15 protein-coding genes are annotated in these 17927 nt (G+C 32.1%); 12 read left to right on the top strand and 3 right to left on the bottom strand.

Translation table 11 applies throughout. From position 1 onward, the window contains the following. The first annotated feature begins 159 nt into the window (after positions 1-159). The 6 genes from K337_RS0106335 (at position 160) to K337_RS0106310 (ending at position 7468) form a co-directional block, all read left to right on the top strand. Positions 160-1374 (top strand): MATE family efflux transporter, encoded by a 1215-nt coding sequence (locus tag K337_RS0106335; protein WP_028855869.1) that lies wholly within the window; start codon positions 160-162, stop codon positions 1372-1374. An 11-nt stretch (positions 1375-1385) separates the two neighbouring features. Continuing rightward, complete coding sequence (locus K337_RS0106330; protein ID WP_028855868.1) at positions 1386-2963, top strand: NAD(P)/FAD-dependent oxidoreductase; 1578 nt, start codon at positions 1386-1388, stop codon at positions 2961-2963. Positions 2964-3171: 208 nt separating this feature from the next. After that, positions 3172-4416 carry a TolC family protein gene (locus K337_RS0106325; protein WP_028855867.1) on the top strand — a complete coding sequence of 415 codons (1245 nt, stop codon included), beginning with the start codon at positions 3172-3174 and terminating at the stop codon, positions 4414-4416. A gap of 1 nt (position 4417) precedes the next feature. Then, complete coding sequence (locus K337_RS0106320) at positions 4418-5533, top strand: efflux RND transporter periplasmic adaptor subunit (protein ID WP_028855866.1); 1116 nt, start codon at positions 4418-4420, stop codon at positions 5531-5533. Next, entirely contained in the window at positions 5533-6267 is a 735-nt protein-coding gene (locus K337_RS0106315) for an ABC transporter ATP-binding protein (RefSeq protein ID WP_051251637.1), read from the top strand. The genes K337_RS0106320 and K337_RS0106315 overlap by 1 nt, the downstream gene beginning before the upstream one ends. Further along, positions 6245-7468 (top strand): ABC transporter permease, encoded by a 1224-nt coding sequence (locus tag K337_RS0106310; protein WP_028855864.1) that lies wholly within the window; start codon positions 6245-6247, stop codon positions 7466-7468. The genes K337_RS0106315 and K337_RS0106310 overlap by 23 nt, the downstream gene beginning before the upstream one ends. A 145-nt stretch (positions 7469-7613) precedes the next feature. Here K337_RS0106310 and K337_RS0106305 read toward each other — a convergent pair whose 3' ends face one another. Beyond that, on the bottom strand, positions 7614-8879 hold the full coding sequence (locus K337_RS0106305; protein ID WP_028855863.1) for a YihY/virulence factor BrkB family protein: 1266 nt from the start codon (positions 8877-8879) through the stop codon (positions 7614-7616). Between the two features lie 407 nt (positions 8880-9286). Here K337_RS0106305 and fabV point away from each other — a divergent pair, with 407 nt between their 5' ends. From fabV to ptsP, 3 genes are all read left to right on the top strand, one after another. Beyond that, positions 9287-10483: an enoyl-ACP reductase FabV gene (fabV, locus tag K337_RS0106300; RefSeq protein ID WP_028855862.1), complete on the top strand. Its 1197-nt coding sequence runs from the start codon at positions 9287-9289 to the stop codon at positions 10481-10483. 126 nt (positions 10484-10609) lie between these two features. Then, positions 10610-10873 carry an HPr family phosphocarrier protein gene (locus tag K337_RS0106295; protein WP_028855861.1) on the top strand — a complete coding sequence of 88 codons (264 nt, stop codon included), beginning with the start codon at positions 10610-10612 and terminating at the stop codon, positions 10871-10873. Between the two features lie 67 nt (positions 10874-10940). Then, positions 10941-12662, top strand: a complete 1722-nt coding sequence (ptsP, locus tag K337_RS0106290; RefSeq protein ID WP_028855860.1) for a phosphoenolpyruvate--protein phosphotransferase — start codon at positions 10941-10943, stop codon at positions 12660-12662. Positions 12663-12750: 88 nt separating this feature from the next. Here ptsP and K337_RS0106285 read toward each other — a convergent pair whose 3' ends face one another. Continuing rightward, positions 12751-13260 carry a flavin reductase family protein gene (locus tag K337_RS0106285; protein ID WP_028855859.1) on the bottom strand — a complete coding sequence of 170 codons (510 nt, stop codon included), beginning with the start codon at positions 13258-13260 and terminating at the stop codon, positions 12751-12753. Positions 13261-13270: 10 nt separating this feature from the next. Then, on the bottom strand, positions 13271-14068 hold the full coding sequence (locus K337_RS0106280; protein WP_028855858.1) for a hypothetical protein: 798 nt from the start codon (positions 14066-14068) through the stop codon (positions 13271-13273). A 344-nt stretch (positions 14069-14412) separates the two neighbouring features. Here K337_RS0106280 and K337_RS0106275 point away from each other — a divergent pair, with 344 nt between their 5' ends. The 3 genes from K337_RS0106275 to K337_RS0106265 all read left to right on the top strand — a co-directional run bounded on the left by K337_RS0106275 (position 14413) and on the right by K337_RS0106265 (position 17796). Further along, the gene (locus tag K337_RS0106275) at positions 14413-15255 is read left to right on the top strand and encodes a fumarate hydratase (protein ID WP_028855857.1); all 843 of its coding nucleotides are present in this window, start codon (positions 14413-14415) and stop codon (positions 15253-15255) included. Between the two features lie 749 nt (positions 15256-16004). Beyond that, entirely contained in the window at positions 16005-16556 is a 552-nt protein-coding gene (locus K337_RS0106270; protein WP_028855856.1) for a Fe-S-containing hydro-lyase, read from the top strand. Positions 16557-16608: 52 nt separating this feature from the next. Further along, on the top strand, positions 16609-17796 hold the full coding sequence (locus K337_RS0106265) for an NAD(P)-dependent malic enzyme (protein WP_028855855.1): 1188 nt from the start codon (positions 16609-16611) through the stop codon (positions 17794-17796). Positions 17797-17927: the final 131 nt, after the last annotated feature.

Genomic DNA, 17927 nt, shown 5'->3' with positions numbered 1-17927 from the left:
TTAATCAAAAAGGCTCGATGAAAATTATGGGCCTTTTTATTTTTTCCCTTTATATGCTTATATAAAGAAAGTACAATCTTTTAGATATTGATTCTATTTTAAGTGTGATATAATGGTATGTAAAAATAAATTATATTATAGTTATGGAGGAGATATCTCTTGAAAAATGAACTGAAAAAAGATATCTTAGAATCATTTCGTGGATATTTAATGTTAGGCTTGATTACTTTATTATTCAACTTTATTTCTATTCGACTATTAGGAAGTGAAGTTTTTGGTAGATTTAACTATGGATTTAATATTATCGCCTTTATTATGACATTTGCTGGTGTAGGGTTAAAAAGTGGAATCATGTATTTTTTCCCTAAAAATGAAGGTAAATATATTAGTTTCGCATTTTTATTTAACTTTCTAGCTTCAATTATTATAGCTATCATAACTTATATTTTTGCTGATGATATATTCTTAAAAAGGATGGTTCCATTAATATGGATATTATCTGCACAACAATTATTCTTAGGTATATATTCTAGCAGGAGTAAGATAAAAATTTATTTCAATATACAAGCTATCCTAGGTCAATTTATTACTATTGGAATTACTGTACTCCTTTACTATATAGGCCTTAGGGATACAAATAATCTTATCTATGCTAGCTTTATTGCAGGATTTATATGTTTAATTCTCCACTTAATAGTAAATAAAGATCTATTTAGTAGGATAACAATTAGTAAAACTTTAATAATATTTTCCCTTCCTACATTATTTAGTGAAGTTATGTTCCAAATAATGAGTAGGATAGATGCAGTTATGATCGGTCATATGACCGATAAAACTCAGGTTGGAATATATATCGTAGCAGCACAGATTGCTACAAGTACGTCTGTAGTATTACTCATATTTAATACTGCATTTGCTCCTAAAATTTCCCATATGTATCACAACGGTCAATTAAAGGAGCTAAAAGTTCTTTATTGTAAAGCAACCAGAATTCTAGGTTTATTTTCATTGATTACTTTTATCCTAATATTAATATTTGGACATCTAGTTCTAACACTATACGGGGCTGAATATGAAGTAGGATACAAGGTTGTGGTATATCGTGCTATAGGTCAGTTTATTAACGCGGGAGTCGGTTCAGTATGGCTCATGTTACGAATGACTGGTAAAACTAAATATCAAGTATATGGAACTATGGCAGGGGCTGTGTTCAATATTATTTTAAACTATCTTTTAATCCCTGTTTATGGAATAAGCGGTGCCGCTATAGCTAGTATGGTAGTCACTATATTCATGAATTTATTGGGATTTATATTGGTTATAAAAATATTCAAGATAAACCCTTATATTAAAAATAAAAAACAAATTAACTAACGAGGTGAGAGATGAAAGCTGTTATTAATAACATAATGATTCCAATAGAAAAAAATCAGGATCATGCTATAAAAAATGAACTTATAAAAAAAGGGATAGATATATCCAACGTTGTCCATATAGAATATATAAAGAGATCCATTGATTCAAGAAAAAAAACTCAGATAAAATTTTTATATAATTTGGAGTTAACTTTTAAGAAAGATATCAATTTAGAAGGACATAAATGGTTAGTTAAACCAAAGGCCCTGCAGGTAAAACCTAGAAAATCTAAGAATTTAGAAGGTCGTATAGGAGTAATTGGCAGCGGACCTGCTGGATTATTTGCAGCCCTTAGACTGTGTGAACACGGGTATAAGCCCATTATATTTGAACGTGGGAAAAAAGTAGATGAAAGAGATGCATCTATCGATAACTTCTACGCAAATGATGATCTAGACATAAACTCTAACATACAGTTCGGTGAAGGAGGAGCAGGAACTTATTCCGACGGTAAACTAAATACTCGTGTGAAGAGTGAGTACATTACCCATGTATTTGAAACTCTAGTGGGATTAGGAGCACAAAAAGAAATTATGTGGGACTACAAGCCTCATATAGGTACCGATATACTAAAAGTTGTAACAAAAAACCTAAGATCTAAAATAATACAGATGGGAGGAACTTTTTACTTCGACACTTTGGTTGAAAACATCATTATAAAGGACAATAAAGTAATCGGTGTAGATACAGTATCTCATGGTAAAAAAGACAGAATAGAGATAGAACATTTGGTTTTGGCCATAGGTCATAGTGCAAGGGATACCTACAGGATGCTCCATCAAAATGGTGTATTCATGGAAAATAAACCCTTTGCCATGGGAACAAGGATCGAACATCCTAGAGCAGCTATAGATAAGATGCAGTATGGGAAATTTGCTAATCATGAAAACTTAGAAGCCGCTACATACAGTATGACATATAACAACAAGGCGGAGAGCAGAGGAGTATTTTCGTTCTGTATGTGTCCTGGAGGAGTAATCGTAAATGCTGCTTCTGAAAAAAATACAAGTTTAGTTAACGGAATGAGCTACTCTAAAAGAGATGGAGAATTCAGTAATTCCGCTATTGCAGTGGGAATTAAAGCCAATGAATTTGGTGAACATCTATTCAGTGGAATGGAATATCAGGAAAAGTTAGAGAGAGATGCATATAGTTCTGTGGGAAATTATGGAGGAGTAGCACAGAGAGTTGTAGACTTTATGAAAGATAAAAAATCAACTTCTTTACCAAAAAGTAGTTACCCTATGAGAATGAAATCTGAAAATTTAAATGATTTTTTTCCAGAAGTAATAAAGAAAAATATGAAATCAGCCTTCCATCAGTGGAAGAAGATGCCTAACTTTGTATCCAATGAGGCACTCCTAATAGGGCCTGAAACAAGAACTTCTGCACCAGTTAAAATTACTAGGAATGATGCAGGAGAGTCTATCAGTACAAAGGGATTATATCCGATTGGCGAAGGAGCAGGGTATGCCGGTGGAATAACCAGTGCTGCCATAGATGGGTTAAAAATTATAGACAATATATTTGCTGAAGAAATAAGTTAAACAGTGGTATAAATTTTCACAGGATTTTCACAAAACTATTGTATATTTAATAATGAAAAATAAAGCTATCTGCTAAAATTAGTAGGTAGCTTTTTCACTATCTAGGAAGTCACAAAATTTATATAATAAATAAAAGATAATAAAAATATAAATTGTACTTGTCTAGAGGCAGCGTCATGCTGCTTTTTTATAAAAGGAGGGAAATATCTTGAAAAAATTAGGTTTACTTATAGCAGCATTACTTCTATCCTCTCAATCCTATTCAATGACTTTGGATGATCTTGTCTTACAGTTAGAAGAAAATGGTTATTCTGCCAAATATCGTACTTTAGAACAAAAACAACTGTCTATAGATAATAAAAAGATAGAACGGATAGATAGAGATGGTATTGATCTAAAAGGGAGTGGTAAATTCACAGATGATGCGAATGGTGAAAGGTCTAGCGGATTGGTATCTGCTTCATATGACTTTCTTAAATATGAAGGTGAATATGATGAGGAGTATAATGGAGAAAATAAACAGTTAGTCGGATTGGAAAAGAACTTAAAGGATATATTTTATGGGGACAGGAAATATAATAGAAACTTATTCACCATCGATGAAGTGATCCGATTAAACTTTGAAGATCAGCGGATGGAAGGGGAGATTCTATCACTTATAGATACCTATAAAACTCTTATGGATACGAGGCTCGAATTAAAATTAAAAAAAGGACTGCTACCTAGTTTAGAAGCAGATGCCGTTAAACTTGAAAGAGGATTTAATACAGGACAATCTTCCAAACTGGACTATAAATATTCAAAGATGCGTTTAAAAAACTTAAACAATGATATAGAACAACTAAACCTTGACTTGGTCCAAATAGAAAAAACTTTTGAAACAGTATTTAATCTAAGAATTTATTCTGATATAAAATATTCTAAATTAGAAAAATTGTATACCGGTGATATCAATAATATTGGTGATAGATCGATGGAAAATATAGACCTTTCCATAGATCAAGTGAAAGAAAATAAAAAATATTCGGCCTACAGCACCAGTTGGCCTGACCTCAATGCAGGAACTTTCTATGATGTGAAAAATGATGGCTGGTTGGTAAGGTTGAGTATAGATAAAACTTTATTTGAATATGATAATACCACAGCTACCTATGAGGTAGAGAAGGAACGTCTGGAGATGGAGAAAAAAAAGTTAGAAAAAAACCTAGAGAATTTAAAAAATGAATATTTCAATAGATACAACTTTCTTGTAAAAGAGGTTACAAACCTAAAACTCCAAAAAGAAGTGGATGAGATGACATACATGATGTATAAATTAAACTATGAACAGGGGAACGAAACTTATATAAACTATATAGAAAAATATGAAAATTATATTATAAATTCCATTGAATTGGAGAAGAAAGAAAATGAATTGACTGCATTTATATATGAGATGCAGTATAGGAGGTAAGATGAAGAAAATTATTGCAGGGCTGACAGCTGTGGTATTGATAGGAGGAGGTTTTTTCTATTATAAAACTAATCCCAATAAAGAAATATCTAATAAATATCAAATATTCAGTGTAAAAAAATCTACATTCAAAAAGATAGTGGAAGCCGATGGAGTAGTACAGGCAAGGGATACAAAACTCGTGTATGCCGATAGGTCCCTCAAGGTAGATGAAGTTTTTTACAGTGCCGGAGACTATGTAAAAAAAGGTGAGGTTATCATGACATTTGATCCTGAGGACAAAAATACCGTCATCAGAAACTTAAAAAAAGAGCAAATAAATCTAAAAAAATTGGAAAGAAACCTGAAAAATGCTGTCTCTATGTTTGAAGTAGGAGGATCTTCCCAGGTGGAGATAGAGGATCTAGAGTTCGATATAAGAAAGTCTAAATTAGATATTGAAGGCCTTCAGGAGGAGTTATCTAAGATGTTAGATGAGATTAAGAGTCCTTTCGACGGGACAATCATATCTATGATTGCAGAGGCTAACTACAGAGTAAACACCGAGGTAGAACTATTTGAGGTAGCCGATCTTTCAGACCTTATTGTAGTTGCCAATGTACCGGAGTATAGTATTCACGGTATATCATTGGGCCAAGATGTGAGAATAAGACCAGATGCCTATCAGGAGGAGTTTCATGGTGTTGTTAGTAAAATATCGACCCTTTCTTCTGCTACAGTATCAAACTCTTCCAATAACAACAACAGTTCCACTGCAAGTGATACTGAAGCCTACGTAGAGGTAGAAATCACAATAGAAAATCTACCTAAGGAACTTCGTCCTGGATTTAATTCATCGGTAGATATAATTGTAAGCTCCATAGATGATGTTGTTTCTATCCCAAGAGTCTCTGTTCTAGAGGACGGAAAGGGTTACTATGTATTTATTTTGAATGCTGAACAGAAAATAAGAAAAAACTATATCAGTATAAAGGACAGTAATAGCAGTATGGTTGCAGTAGATAATTTAGAAGACGATATTTCAATCTTAAAGAATCCTTATGCTGCTTTAGAAAATGGCCAGGAGGTCAAAACAGGAAATGGCAGGGGTAAAAAGAAAGGCCAGGGTGAAAGTTAATGAGTAATCTTATAAATTACAGGGATAGGGAGACAGTCATTGAAATAACCCAGTTAGATAAAATATATCGAACTGGAGACCTTACATTAAAAGCATTAGATGATGTTTCCTATACTATCAAAAATGGGGAATTTGTAGCTATTATGGGGCATAGCGGAAGCGGAAAATCTACCATGATGAATATCTTAGGCTGCCTGGACACTCCTACCTCCGGGACTTATAAATTAGATGGGATCGATACGTCTAATTTAAATGACAATCAATTGGCAGAAGTCAGGAATAAAAAGATAGGATTTGTATTTCAGTCCTTCAACCTCCTGCCTAAATTAAAATCCTGGGAAAATGTAGCTCTTCCATTGGTTTACAGCGGAATACATGCAAAACTCAGAAAGGAGAGAGCTCTAGAGGCCCTAAAAAGTGTCGGGCTGGAAAATAGAGCCAACCATAAGCCAAATGAACTATCTGGAGGGCAGCGTCAAAGAGTGGCTATCGCAAGGGCCTTAGTTGTAAACCCTGAAATTATTATGGCAGATGAACCTACTGGAAATCTAGATTCTGCATCTGAAGCAGAGATAATAGATATATTTAAAAAACTTAATAATGAAGGAGCTACTATAGTTATGGTTACCCATGAGGATAACGTAGGAGCAAACTGTAAAAGGATTATCCGATTCCACGATGGGAAATTAATAAAAAACGAGGTAATAGATCATGAATTTTATAGAGATATTTAAGAGTTCAATTCAGTCTTTAATAGGTAATAAGATGAGATCACTTCTAACTATGCTGGGAATAATTATTGGAATATCTTCAGTCATAGCAATGTCTGCCATTGGTAAAGGAGGAGAGGAAAAAATCACCGGGAATTTAGCTAATAGTGGATTTGGTGTCTATGAAATAAATGTCGATACCGATGCTGATGAATATAAAAGCATCTATTCATTGGACAGGGAAGACATTGAAGATATTAAATATAATATAGATGGAATTGAAGCTATAACACCTAGTATACGTGAAAGGATCTCCATTAAAAATAAGACGGGGCCGGATGTCAGAAGGATGGCTCTTGTTTATTCTACTACTCCTGATTTTGAAAAAGTAGACAGGGTAAACTATATAGAAGGAAGACCTATTTTAAGTATTGAGTATGAAGAAGGCTCACCTGTTATCGTAATAGATCATCTTACGGCAAAAAAACTCTTCAATTCAGAATCACCCTTAGGAAAGAAAATAAGTTTGGAGTTTCGGTCTCTAAAAAAAGTAAAAGAGTTTGTCATTGTAGGAGTATTTCAACATCCAGATTCTGCTATGAATGAGATTGGTTTGTCCAGGATGATGCCTACCTTTACCAGGATACCTCTAGCTCAGATGGAAAGGATAAAAGGGACAAAAAATTATGAAACTCTCGTAGTCATGCCAGAAGACCCCCTTATGGGAAAAGATATCCTTGTAAGGGTTATTCAGCAATTGGAATCAAGAAATCATTCTAACATCTATGATTATGAGGAAAAAATCCCCAGGGGAAGTGAATTAAAAAGTATTTTAGAAACACTAAATATATTTATCCTGTTTGTTGCTGGGATCTCTCTTTTTGTAGGAGGAATAGGTGTCATGAATATAATGCTTGTCAGTGTCACTGAAAGGATAAAAGAGATAGGTATTAGAAAAGCTATTGGAGCTCAAAGTAAAGATATCCTATTTCAATTTTTAACAGAGTCTATAATTTTATCTTTAGTAGGAGGGGGACTGGGGATTGTCATAGGTTATCTAATATCTAATATCATAGGTTATTTTATAAATATATCACCGATTGTTTCCCCTGCAATTGTATTAATCTCAGTTATCATCTCAACCTTAATAGGGCTTATCTTTGGGGTTTATCCAGCCAGACAGGCATCGAGGTTAAATCCTATCGATGCTTTGAGGAATGAATAAAATAACACTGATTCACCTAAAATAAGTTTTGTTTAACATAGGATAAAAACCACACTCAGGTCAATGATACCAGGAGTGTGGTTTTTTAGTTTTTTTTTATAAAATAACAAAAGATGATAAAAGTATTTATTTAAAATCTATATTTTTAACTATTTGGGCCTATATCTTTTAATAATAGATCGTATTGAAAATTTCCCCTGGCTCTGTCTATTTTTTCTAAGATTTCTTTGGATTCGTCTCCTACCTTCTGACTATAACCTATCTCTGTAATTTCTGAGATAATATATCCTATAGAGAGAATATCGATATTTTTAGAGAGTTTATATTTTCTTTCATCGCTGGATGTAACTATCTCCACTATGAAGTTTGATTTTGCCAGCATATTGAGAATGTCCTGAGTCACTCCTATGGCTATTCCCAGTTTATGGGACAGTTCATTGGTACTCATGGGTAGTTTATTCTCCTCGTAGTTTTTTATGAGGTAGTATATACATATAATGGATATATCTCTTTTAGAGGAAAAATTTAAATTTATCTCATTTATAGTATAAGTGTATTTGTAGGAGTTTTGTATAATAAAGGATAAGTGAGCTCCCAATAAAATAATAAACCACACTATCTTCTGCCACATTATAAATATAGGTATAAGGGAAAAACTTCCATAGATAGCATTATAGTTTAATAAGCTGACTTGAAGGTGGATAAAGATAGATTGTGTTATCTGAAATACAACTCCTGAAAATAACCCTGCTATAAATGCTGTAGATAGTTTAACCTTTGTATTTGGAATAATTAAATATATAAGAGTAAAAAATATTATTATAAGGACCTGTGGAATAAAATTTAAGACTCCTATCAACCCTGGATGTATCTTTAATATAAAAATCTGCAGGATTGCTGAGAGTCCATTAGACAACACTACGATCAATGGAAATAAAAATATTAATGACATATAATCGGTAAGTTTTCTTACAAAACTCCGGGATTCCTGCACCTTCCATATTTCATTGAATGATCTTTCCACTGCAGAAAATATCTTTATTACTGACCAGATCAAAAATAAAATTCCTGTTCCTGCTATCAATTCTCCCTTGGTGTTTTCCAATGTTCTCTGGGAAAAAATCAGGATTTGATCCAAAATTTCATCCTGTAAAAAAAATGTTTTATATAACTCATCTTTTATTAGTTTTTCCACTCCAAATCCCCTGGTAACTACGAAGGCTATTGCTATTACCGGAACAATAGTAAGAAGAGAGTAAAACGTCAGTGCAGATGACCATAGATCCGATCTGCTTTTTTTATAATTTTCAAATGTAAATAAGATCAGCTTTAGTATTTTAAAGACCAATTTATTACTCTGACTTATCTGCTTCCTTATACCCTGTATAAATTTTTTTATAGTTAATTCCATCTTTACCAACTCCTTATTGCAATTTTCATCTATATTATATGGTAGGATTTATAGTTATTTGTGTGTATACCTATATTATACCTTACTAATTATAACTATATATTCCTATAAAAGTATATAGTTTTTCAAATCCAAGATTATATTTTTTTAAATTTTATATTACACTATGATAAGTTCTTCACACTAATATGTTTGTCCGCCGAAGGCGGGCAGTCAGCTTTTAACCTTCTTTAAACTCAACAAAAGTAACCATTTTAGAAAAAAGTTAACATTTATAGGGCTTTAGTTACAAAATTAACAATAATTATTAAATTACAACAGTAATTTAATAAGGTAGATATTATAAATTACCTTGTAAATATAGTAAATATTATGATAAACTAATCAGACGGAGGTGTTTAATAAACATGATAATTAAACCAAGAGTAAGAGGAAGTTTAGCTCTAAACTGCCATCCCATGGGATGTAAAAAAATAGTTGAAGATCAAATTAAGGTTGCAAAAAATAGTAAGCAGTATGAAGGTGCGAAAAAAGTACTGATTTTAGGAGCGTCTTCAGGATATGGATTATCTACTAGAATTTCATTAGCATTTGGTGGAAGTAAATCTGATACCATTGGAGTCTCATTTGAAAAAGAAGGGACAGAGAAAAAAGTTGGAAGTGCTGGTTGGTATAACAACATTTGGTTTAAAGAGGCCGCGGAAAAAGAAGGCTTAGTTGCTAAAAACTTTATTGGGGATGCTTTTTCCCATGATATGAGAAAAGAAGTTATTGAATATATAAAAGATGAATTTGGAGGGAAAATTGACCTTCTAATATATAGTGTCGCTTCTGGAGTAAGACAAGATCCTGATACTGGAGTTGTTCATAGATCTTGCATCAAACCTATAAATGAAGAATTTGGTGGATATACATTAAATATTCAAAAAGAAGAGATCGAGTATTTAAGTGTTGACTCTGCGACAGAGGAAGAAATTGAAAATACTGTAAAAGTTATGGGCGGAGAAGACTGGAGCCATTGGGTAAATGCTTTAGTAGATGAAGGTGTTTGTAACGATGGATTTAAAAGTGTAGCTTATTCATATATTGGCGGAGATATAACTCGTGCAGTATATAGAGATGGAACTATCGGTAGAGCAAAAGAACATTTAGAAAATAGCGCTATAAAATTAAATACTTTGGTTAGTGAGAAATTGGGCGGAGAAGCGTATACTTCTGTCAACAGAGCAATCACCACAAAGGCCAGTGCATTTATTCCATGTTTTTCTATCTATGCTTCTGTATTATTCAAAGTTATGGCAGAAAAAGGACAGGAAGAGCCGTGTATGGAACACACTCACAGACTTCTTGCTGACATGATATATGGAGATTCTCCTAATTTTGATGTACAAGGTAGAATGAGACCAGATTCTTGGGAATTAAGCAATGATATCCAGGAAGAAAGTGTGAATATCTATAAAGATATTACAGAAGAGAACTTCAAAGAGTTATGCGATTTTAAATTATATAAAAAATATTTTATGAATTTAAATGGTTTTGAAGCAGATGGGATCGATTATAATGAGGATGTAGATCTAGAGTGGTTGTCAACTTTAAGACCTTAAGTTCTATTTACGGATAATGTGGGTTTTATGGACATGTTTTAACGAAATTATTTGCACTTTTTTTTGAATTATGATATTCTAAATTTGTAGAAACATTTATTCAAATTATTAGGAGGATTAAAAAAAATGGCATCAAAAACAGTAGAAATAACAAATGACACAGGCTTACATACAAGACCAGGAAATGAGTTCGTAACTGTAGCTAAAACTTTCGAATCAAAAATTGAAGTTGAAAATGAATCTGGTAAAAAAGTAAAAGGAACATCTTTATTAAAATTATTATCTTTAGGGATAAAAAAGGGAACTAACGTAACTGTTCATGCAGAAGGATCAGACGCTGATACTGCTGTTGAGAAATTAACAGATCTTTTAGCAAACTTAAGAGACTAATCACTTAAGATAGAAGGTTTGACCTTCTATCTTTTTTTTAAAATTTTTTAATTACGGAGGTTCTCAAATGAGAAAATTAATAGAAGGTATAGATGCTTCTCCAGGAATTGTTGTTGGAAAAGTATTTTTATATAAAGAAACAGAATTGGTTATCAATAAAGATAAAGTAATGGATACAAAGAATGAAGAAAAAAGATTATTAGATGGTAGAGATGAATCTAGAGAGCAATTATTCGAAATCAGAAAGATGACTGCTAAGAAATTAGGAGAGGATAAAGCTACTATTTTTGATGGTCATATCACTCTTTTAGAAGATGAAGATCTATTTGAAGAAGTAGTTGAATTAATCGAAGATGATCAAATTTCTGCAGAATATGCATTGACTCAAGGAATAGAAGTATATTGCGATATGCTAGAAAACTTAGATGACCCATATTTGAGAGAAAGAGTAGCAGATCTTAGAGATATTGCTAAAAGATGGTTATATAACATCACAGGAACTCCAATTATAGATTTAGGAAATCTTCCTGCTGATACTGTTATCGTGGCAAACGATTTAACACCATCAGATACAGCTCAAATAGACCTTAAAAATGTTGTAGCATTCGTTACACAAATAGGTGGGAAAACTGCTCATTCATCTATCATGGCTAGATCTTTAGAGCTTCCTGCTGTTGTAGGTACAAAGACTATCTTAGACGATGCAAAAGATGACGAAACAATCATTGTAGATGCATTGACTGGTAAAGTTATTATTAATCCTACCAACGATGAGATTGTAGAAGCTATTAAATCAAAGGAAAAATTCAATGTTGAAAAAGAAGAATTAAAAGAATTAAAAGATAAAAAAGCTACATCTAAAGACGGTATTACTGTAGGAGCATGGGCTAACATTGGTGGGCCTTCTGATATTGAAGGTGTTCTTAGAAATGGAGCAGATGGAATCGGTCTTTATAGAACTGAATTCTTATTTATGAACTCTGACAAGTTCCCTACTGAAGAGGAACAATTTGAGGCATACAAAGAAGTTGCAGAAAGAATGAATGGACTTCCTGTAACTATTAGAACAATGGATATCGGTGGAGACAAAGCACTATCTTATATGGAACTACCTGAAGAGGAGAATCCATTTTTAGGATGGAGAGCAATCAGAGTTTGTTTAGACAGAACTGAAATTTTAAAAACTCAATACAGGGCCTTACTTAGAGCCTCTGGATTTGGATATGTTAAGATCATGCTTCCTATGATTATTTCATTGGATGAAGTTAGAAAATCTAAGGTTATCTTAGAAGAGTGTAAAGCAGAATTAAAAAGTGAAGGTATCAACTTTGATGAAAATATTCAATTAGGTATAATGGTTGAAACTCCATCTGTAGCATTTAGAGCAAAATATTTTGCTGAAGAAGTAGACTTCTTCTCAATTGGTACTAATGACCTGACTCAATATACACTAGCTGTAGACAGAGGAAATGAAAAAATCTCTAATCTTTACGATTCTTTCAACCCTGGTGTATTAGCAGCTATCAAATTATCTATTGAAGGTGCTCATGCAGGTGGAATCAATATCTCTATGTGTGGAGAATTTGCAGGAGACGAATTAGCTACTCCTATCTTATTTGGTATGGGATTAGATGCATTCTCAATGTCTGCTATATCTGTATTAGGTATTAAAAGAAATATTATCCACTTAGATAAAAAAGAATGTGAAGCATTAGTTGAAAGAGTAATGGCTATGGCCACTGCTGAAGAGATTAAAGCTGAAATAAGAAAATTTAACGAAAATTTATAAAAATTTATATAAGAGAGCAATAATTTTTATTATTGCTCTCTTTTTTTATTATCTAATTACCAAGGACTGTTTAGATGAAAAGTCACGTCTATCTACACTCTAAAACCTCTATTATTTCGGCCATATAGAAGATATGTTCTCCTCCAATATCATTTGGACCATCATACCAGGAATTTATATTATTATCTAAAAAGTTTTCTTTCCCTATTTCACTTCTAAATATTTTTTTACACTTTATTATTAATTTAGCTTCCTGAAAATAAGGCAGGTTTTCCCCTTTTACTAAATTTAAATTACTATTTTCTATCTTATCTTCATCTCTTCCAGATTTAGTACCTAAATAAACTAAATCTTTTTTGTACTTTTCATCAAAAAAAGATAGGGTAAAATACTCATTTTCCTCAATAAATTCATAGGTGTATCTTTCAGGTCTTACTGCTATCATGGCTACATTCTTATTCCACATCACACCTAATGTTCCCCAGGCTGCTGTCATTGTATTAACCTTTTTCTCATCTCCTGCTGTAATCAGCATCCAATCTTTTCCAATCAAATCAAAGACATTTCCTATTTTCGATATCTCTATTTTTTTAAACATCTTTCCCTCCTCAACCTTGATTTTTAAGTGATATTATCTTCAATAAATCTGAGCCGCAATCCTCTAATTCTATGTCTACATAAAATTCTTTTTCCGAAAGGTTATCTCTTCTGTCTACTTTCTTTAAACTTATTATTAATTGTATCTTATAATAATTTTTTTTAATTTCTAATATCTCAATATCTTCAATCCTATGGTCTAAATTTTTATACTCCTTACTGTTGGATATATAATATTTTTTTAGACTTTTAAATGAATCAATATTTTTCCCCTGAAAATCCAGATTAAAACTTTCACTTAATATTTCTTTAAAACATTCTACTTCTTTGTCGTTTTTATCGATTAAAAGGTAAAAATAATTCAGTGATGCCAAGATCTTATTTATATTTTTTTCTAAAACATGATCATGAATCCCCAGTGTAGATACCCTTACACTCTGAATTAAAGGCATGAACATCTTGTTTTTTCCATTTTTTTCATACTTTAGACTAAAAATATATTTAAAAGTTGTCTTCAAGTTCTCTTCTACTCCTAAATTATCATATTCTACTAAAGTATCAACTATATAACTTCCATTTTTTCTACTTTCAATCTCAAAAGCTAAAATATTGTACAGACTTTCCCAATTTTTAGGGATTAAATCTAGTTTATTTTTATAGTCATCTACGCCAAAAACTTTTTCTAATCCTGAATCAATAGATATATTCTTACTCAATATCTTTAATTGAGATTCTAAAGTTGAATTTTTTTCATAAAATGAAAACCACCTATAGATTTGTGTTAATATTTTTTTCTCATTTAAATACATTTCTCACCTCTATAGTATTATATCTTATAATGCCTACATAGTTAGTATTATTTTTTATACCTCCATTAAAAAATATTTATTTTTTTATTTGATTTTTAGTAAAATTTGAGTTATATATCTTATTAGATATATTTTTGTAATGTTTTTATACAATTTATACTTATATTTTTGAATTATTATATTTCAATATAACCTTACTCTAAAATTGATATTACTATCAATTTTTTTTACAGCTAACTTTGTTAAAAAATTAACATAAAATATATTGGAAGTTTAAATAGCATTTATTTAGACTGTAATAGTAAAAAAGGCAATACAATATTAATAACTTGAGGAGTGATTAGATGAAAAGCTTGGATTTAATTAAGGTAACAGATGCTGTAGAAAAAATGTGTATGGATGCCAATTTCTATTTAGGTTCCGATGTTCTGGATAATTTAAAAAAAATGGCTGAAACAGAAATTTCACCTGTAGGGAAAAATATATTAGACCAAATAGTTGAAAATCATGAACTGGCTAAAGAAAATAGAGTTCCTATGTGTCAAGATACTGGTATAGTAGTGGTATTTTTAGAAATAGGTACCGAAGTTTATATAGATGGCGATATATACGAGGCTGTCAATGAAGGAATTAGAAGGGGCTATGAAAAAGGATTATTGAGAAAATCTGTTGTTAAAGATCCTTTAGACAGAGTAAATACAAAGGATAATACTCCCGGAATAATTCATACTAAGCTGGTACCTGGAAGCGATAAGGTGAAAATTGTACTTGCTCCTAAGGGCGGAGGAAGCGAAAATATGAGTGCTATCAAGATGTTAAAACCAGCTGATGGTATCGAAGGTATCAAACAATTTGTTGTGGAGACAATTAAGAGTGCCGGTGGGAACCCATGTCCTCCAATTATTGTAGGAGTAGGAATAGGGGGATCTTTTGAAAAGGCTGCACTATTAGCTAAAGAATCCCTTATGAGAGATGTCAATGACAGCAGCTCAAATCCTATAAATGCTAAATTAGAAGACGAATTATTAGAGTTAGTAAATAAAACTGGAGTAGGACCCATGGGATTAGGTGGAAGAAATACTGCACTTTCAGTAAAAATAGAAGCTTATCCCTGCCATATTGCATCACTGCCAGTTGCCATCAATATAAACTGTCATGCTGCTAGACATAAAGAAGTAATCCTATAAAATATTAATTCTTCATCACAGAGTAACCACAAGGGTCATAGAACTATTAGTTTATTTCATAAATATAGAATTTTGAGAAAATGAGATAAAGAACTACACTAATAAATTCTAAGGGTTCCACTCTTAACTGGCTCTATTTCTTTTAGTGAGTAAAAGAAACAGAGGAAAGAAAAGCTCAAACTTTGAATATTGTTCCTAAGTAAAATATTAATATACGAGCTTTGAAAGCTACAGTCCTCGTTACACTGCGGAACTTAATTTGTTGAACGCTCTAGTATACATGAAAGTACAAAGTAATATCACTTTCAAAGTTAAAAAAATCTATCAACACAGAGATTCCCAGGGATATTTTTTTGGTTTAAAGCGAAGTTTATAGTCGTTCCACTTCAGCAGTACTGTTTCTACAATGACAATCGTGATTTACTTATTAAGACAATTATAAATCTTCTGGCTCTTTTTGGATACTTATTTCTAGCTACAGAGAAAAAGTATCTCGCTCCTTGAAAAGGAGTGAAAAATGTTTTTTCTTGAACCTGTATAAAAGAGGGACTCTTTATAATTTTCTAATAGTCGTAACCTCGCGAAACCATAAAAAGGAGGAGTTAAATCTTCTTAAGTCTTTTCTACAAGCAGCAACTCAAATTAATTTAGTGTAGATTAATGAAAAAAACTTTAGTCACAGATAACGTATAAAAAGTAATATGACGTAGATCCAATAAAAAATTAGAATTTATTATGGAGGTTATAAAATGAAGTTAACAACGCCATTAAAAGATCATGATATAGAAAAATTAAAAGCAGGAGATACTGTAAAGATCTCGGGGATCATATATACAGCAAGAGATGCTGCTCACGCTAGATTAATTAAATTATTAGAAGAGGGGAAAGATCTTCCCTTTGATCCAAAGGGACAAATAATCTATTATGTAGGACCAACTCCTGCTAAACCAGGGAAAGCCATAGGAAGTGCAGGTCCTACAACTTCTTATAGAATGGATCCATATGCACCAAAATTAATTGAAGCTGGATTGAAAGGAATGATAGGTAAAGGAGCTAGAAATCAAGAAGTAAGAGATTCTATTATAAATCATAAAACTATATATTTTGCAGCAGTGGGTGGTGCAGCAGCTCTTATAGCTCAATCTATTAAAAAATCTGAAGTTATTGCATATGATGATTTAGGATCTGAAGCTATTAGGAAGATGGAAGTGGTAGATTTTCCTGCTATTGTTATAAATGATCTATATGGAAATGACCTATATGAGATAGGTCAAAAAGAATATAACTGTGAAAATAAATAAAATTTGCAAAAACCTCACTATGAGGAACAAAATAAACAGGAGGAATATTAGTATGAGAGTATACGAAGAATCATTAAAACTACACGATCAACACAAAGGTAAGATTGAAGTTATTTCAAAGGTATCAGTGGCTACTAAAGAAGATTTAAGTTTGGCATATTCACCAGGTGTAGCAGAGCCTTGTAAAAAAATAGCAGAAAACAAAAGTGATGTTTATAAGTATACAGCCAAAGGGAATATGGTTGCAGTAATCACAGATGGTACCGCAGTATTAGGATTAGGAGATATTGGTCCTGAAGCCGCATTGCCTGTAATGGAAGGGAAAGCTATCTTATTCAAAGAATTTGGTGGGGTAGATGCATTCCCTATCTGCTTAGATACTACAGATACCGAAGAAATTATCAAAACTTGTAAGTTATTAGCACCTAGTTTTGGGGGGATAAACCTAGAGGATATAGCAGCTCCTAAATGTGTTGAAATTGAAAGAAGATTAATCGAAGAGTTAGATATTCCTGTATTCCATGATGACCAACATGGTACGGCAATAGTTACTACAGCTGCAATAATAAATTCTGCTAAATTGTTAGGTAAAAACATATCTGATTTAAGAGTATCTATGATTGGTACTGGTTCGGCTGGATCATCTATTGCTAGAATGCTTAAAGGGTTAGGAGTCAAATCATTATATGCTTATAACTCAAAGGGTGTTATAATGCAGAAAAAATATGAGAAATATAGATTTCTAGTAAAGGAATTATTAGATCAAAATATCATAGATACTCCAGAAAACTTAGAGGAAGACTCAGTAGCGGGATTAGTTAAAGGAACGGATATATTTGTAGGAGTATCTGGACCTAATATGCTTACTAAAGATATGGTCAGATCTATGAATACAGATCCTATTATTTTAGCTATGGCAAATCCTACACCTGAGATCATGCCTGAAGATGCTTTAGAAGCAGGAGCGGCAGTAGTAGGAACAGGTAGATCAGATTATCCTAACCAAGTAAATAATGTATTGGCGTTCCCGGGGTTATTCAAAGGAGCTTTAGAGGCAGGAGCTACAGTAATTAACGATGAGATGAAAATAGCAGCTGCATATGGTATCGCTAACGTGTTAAAGGAAGATGAATTAAGAGCAGATTATATCATTCCTAGCCCATTTGATGATAGGGTCGCATCAGTAGTAGCAGAAACTGTTAAAAAAATTGCTATTGAAAATAACTTAACAAGAAAATAATAATTAACGCCCCAGAATATTTCATGGGGCGTGATTTATTTCCTTATAAAATTAAATAACTCATAAAATAGGCATAAAGTAACTAATTTTAGTTATTTTATTTTTTTTATTTTTTTTAGTTGATTTTTAGT

The sequence above is a fragment of the Psychrilyobacter atlanticus DSM 19335 genome, from assembly GCF_000426625.1.
Lineage (GTDB): Bacteria > Fusobacteriota > Fusobacteriia > Fusobacteriales > Fusobacteriaceae > Psychrilyobacter > Psychrilyobacter atlanticus.
This window is presented reverse-complemented; position numbering and strand designations above follow the sequence as displayed.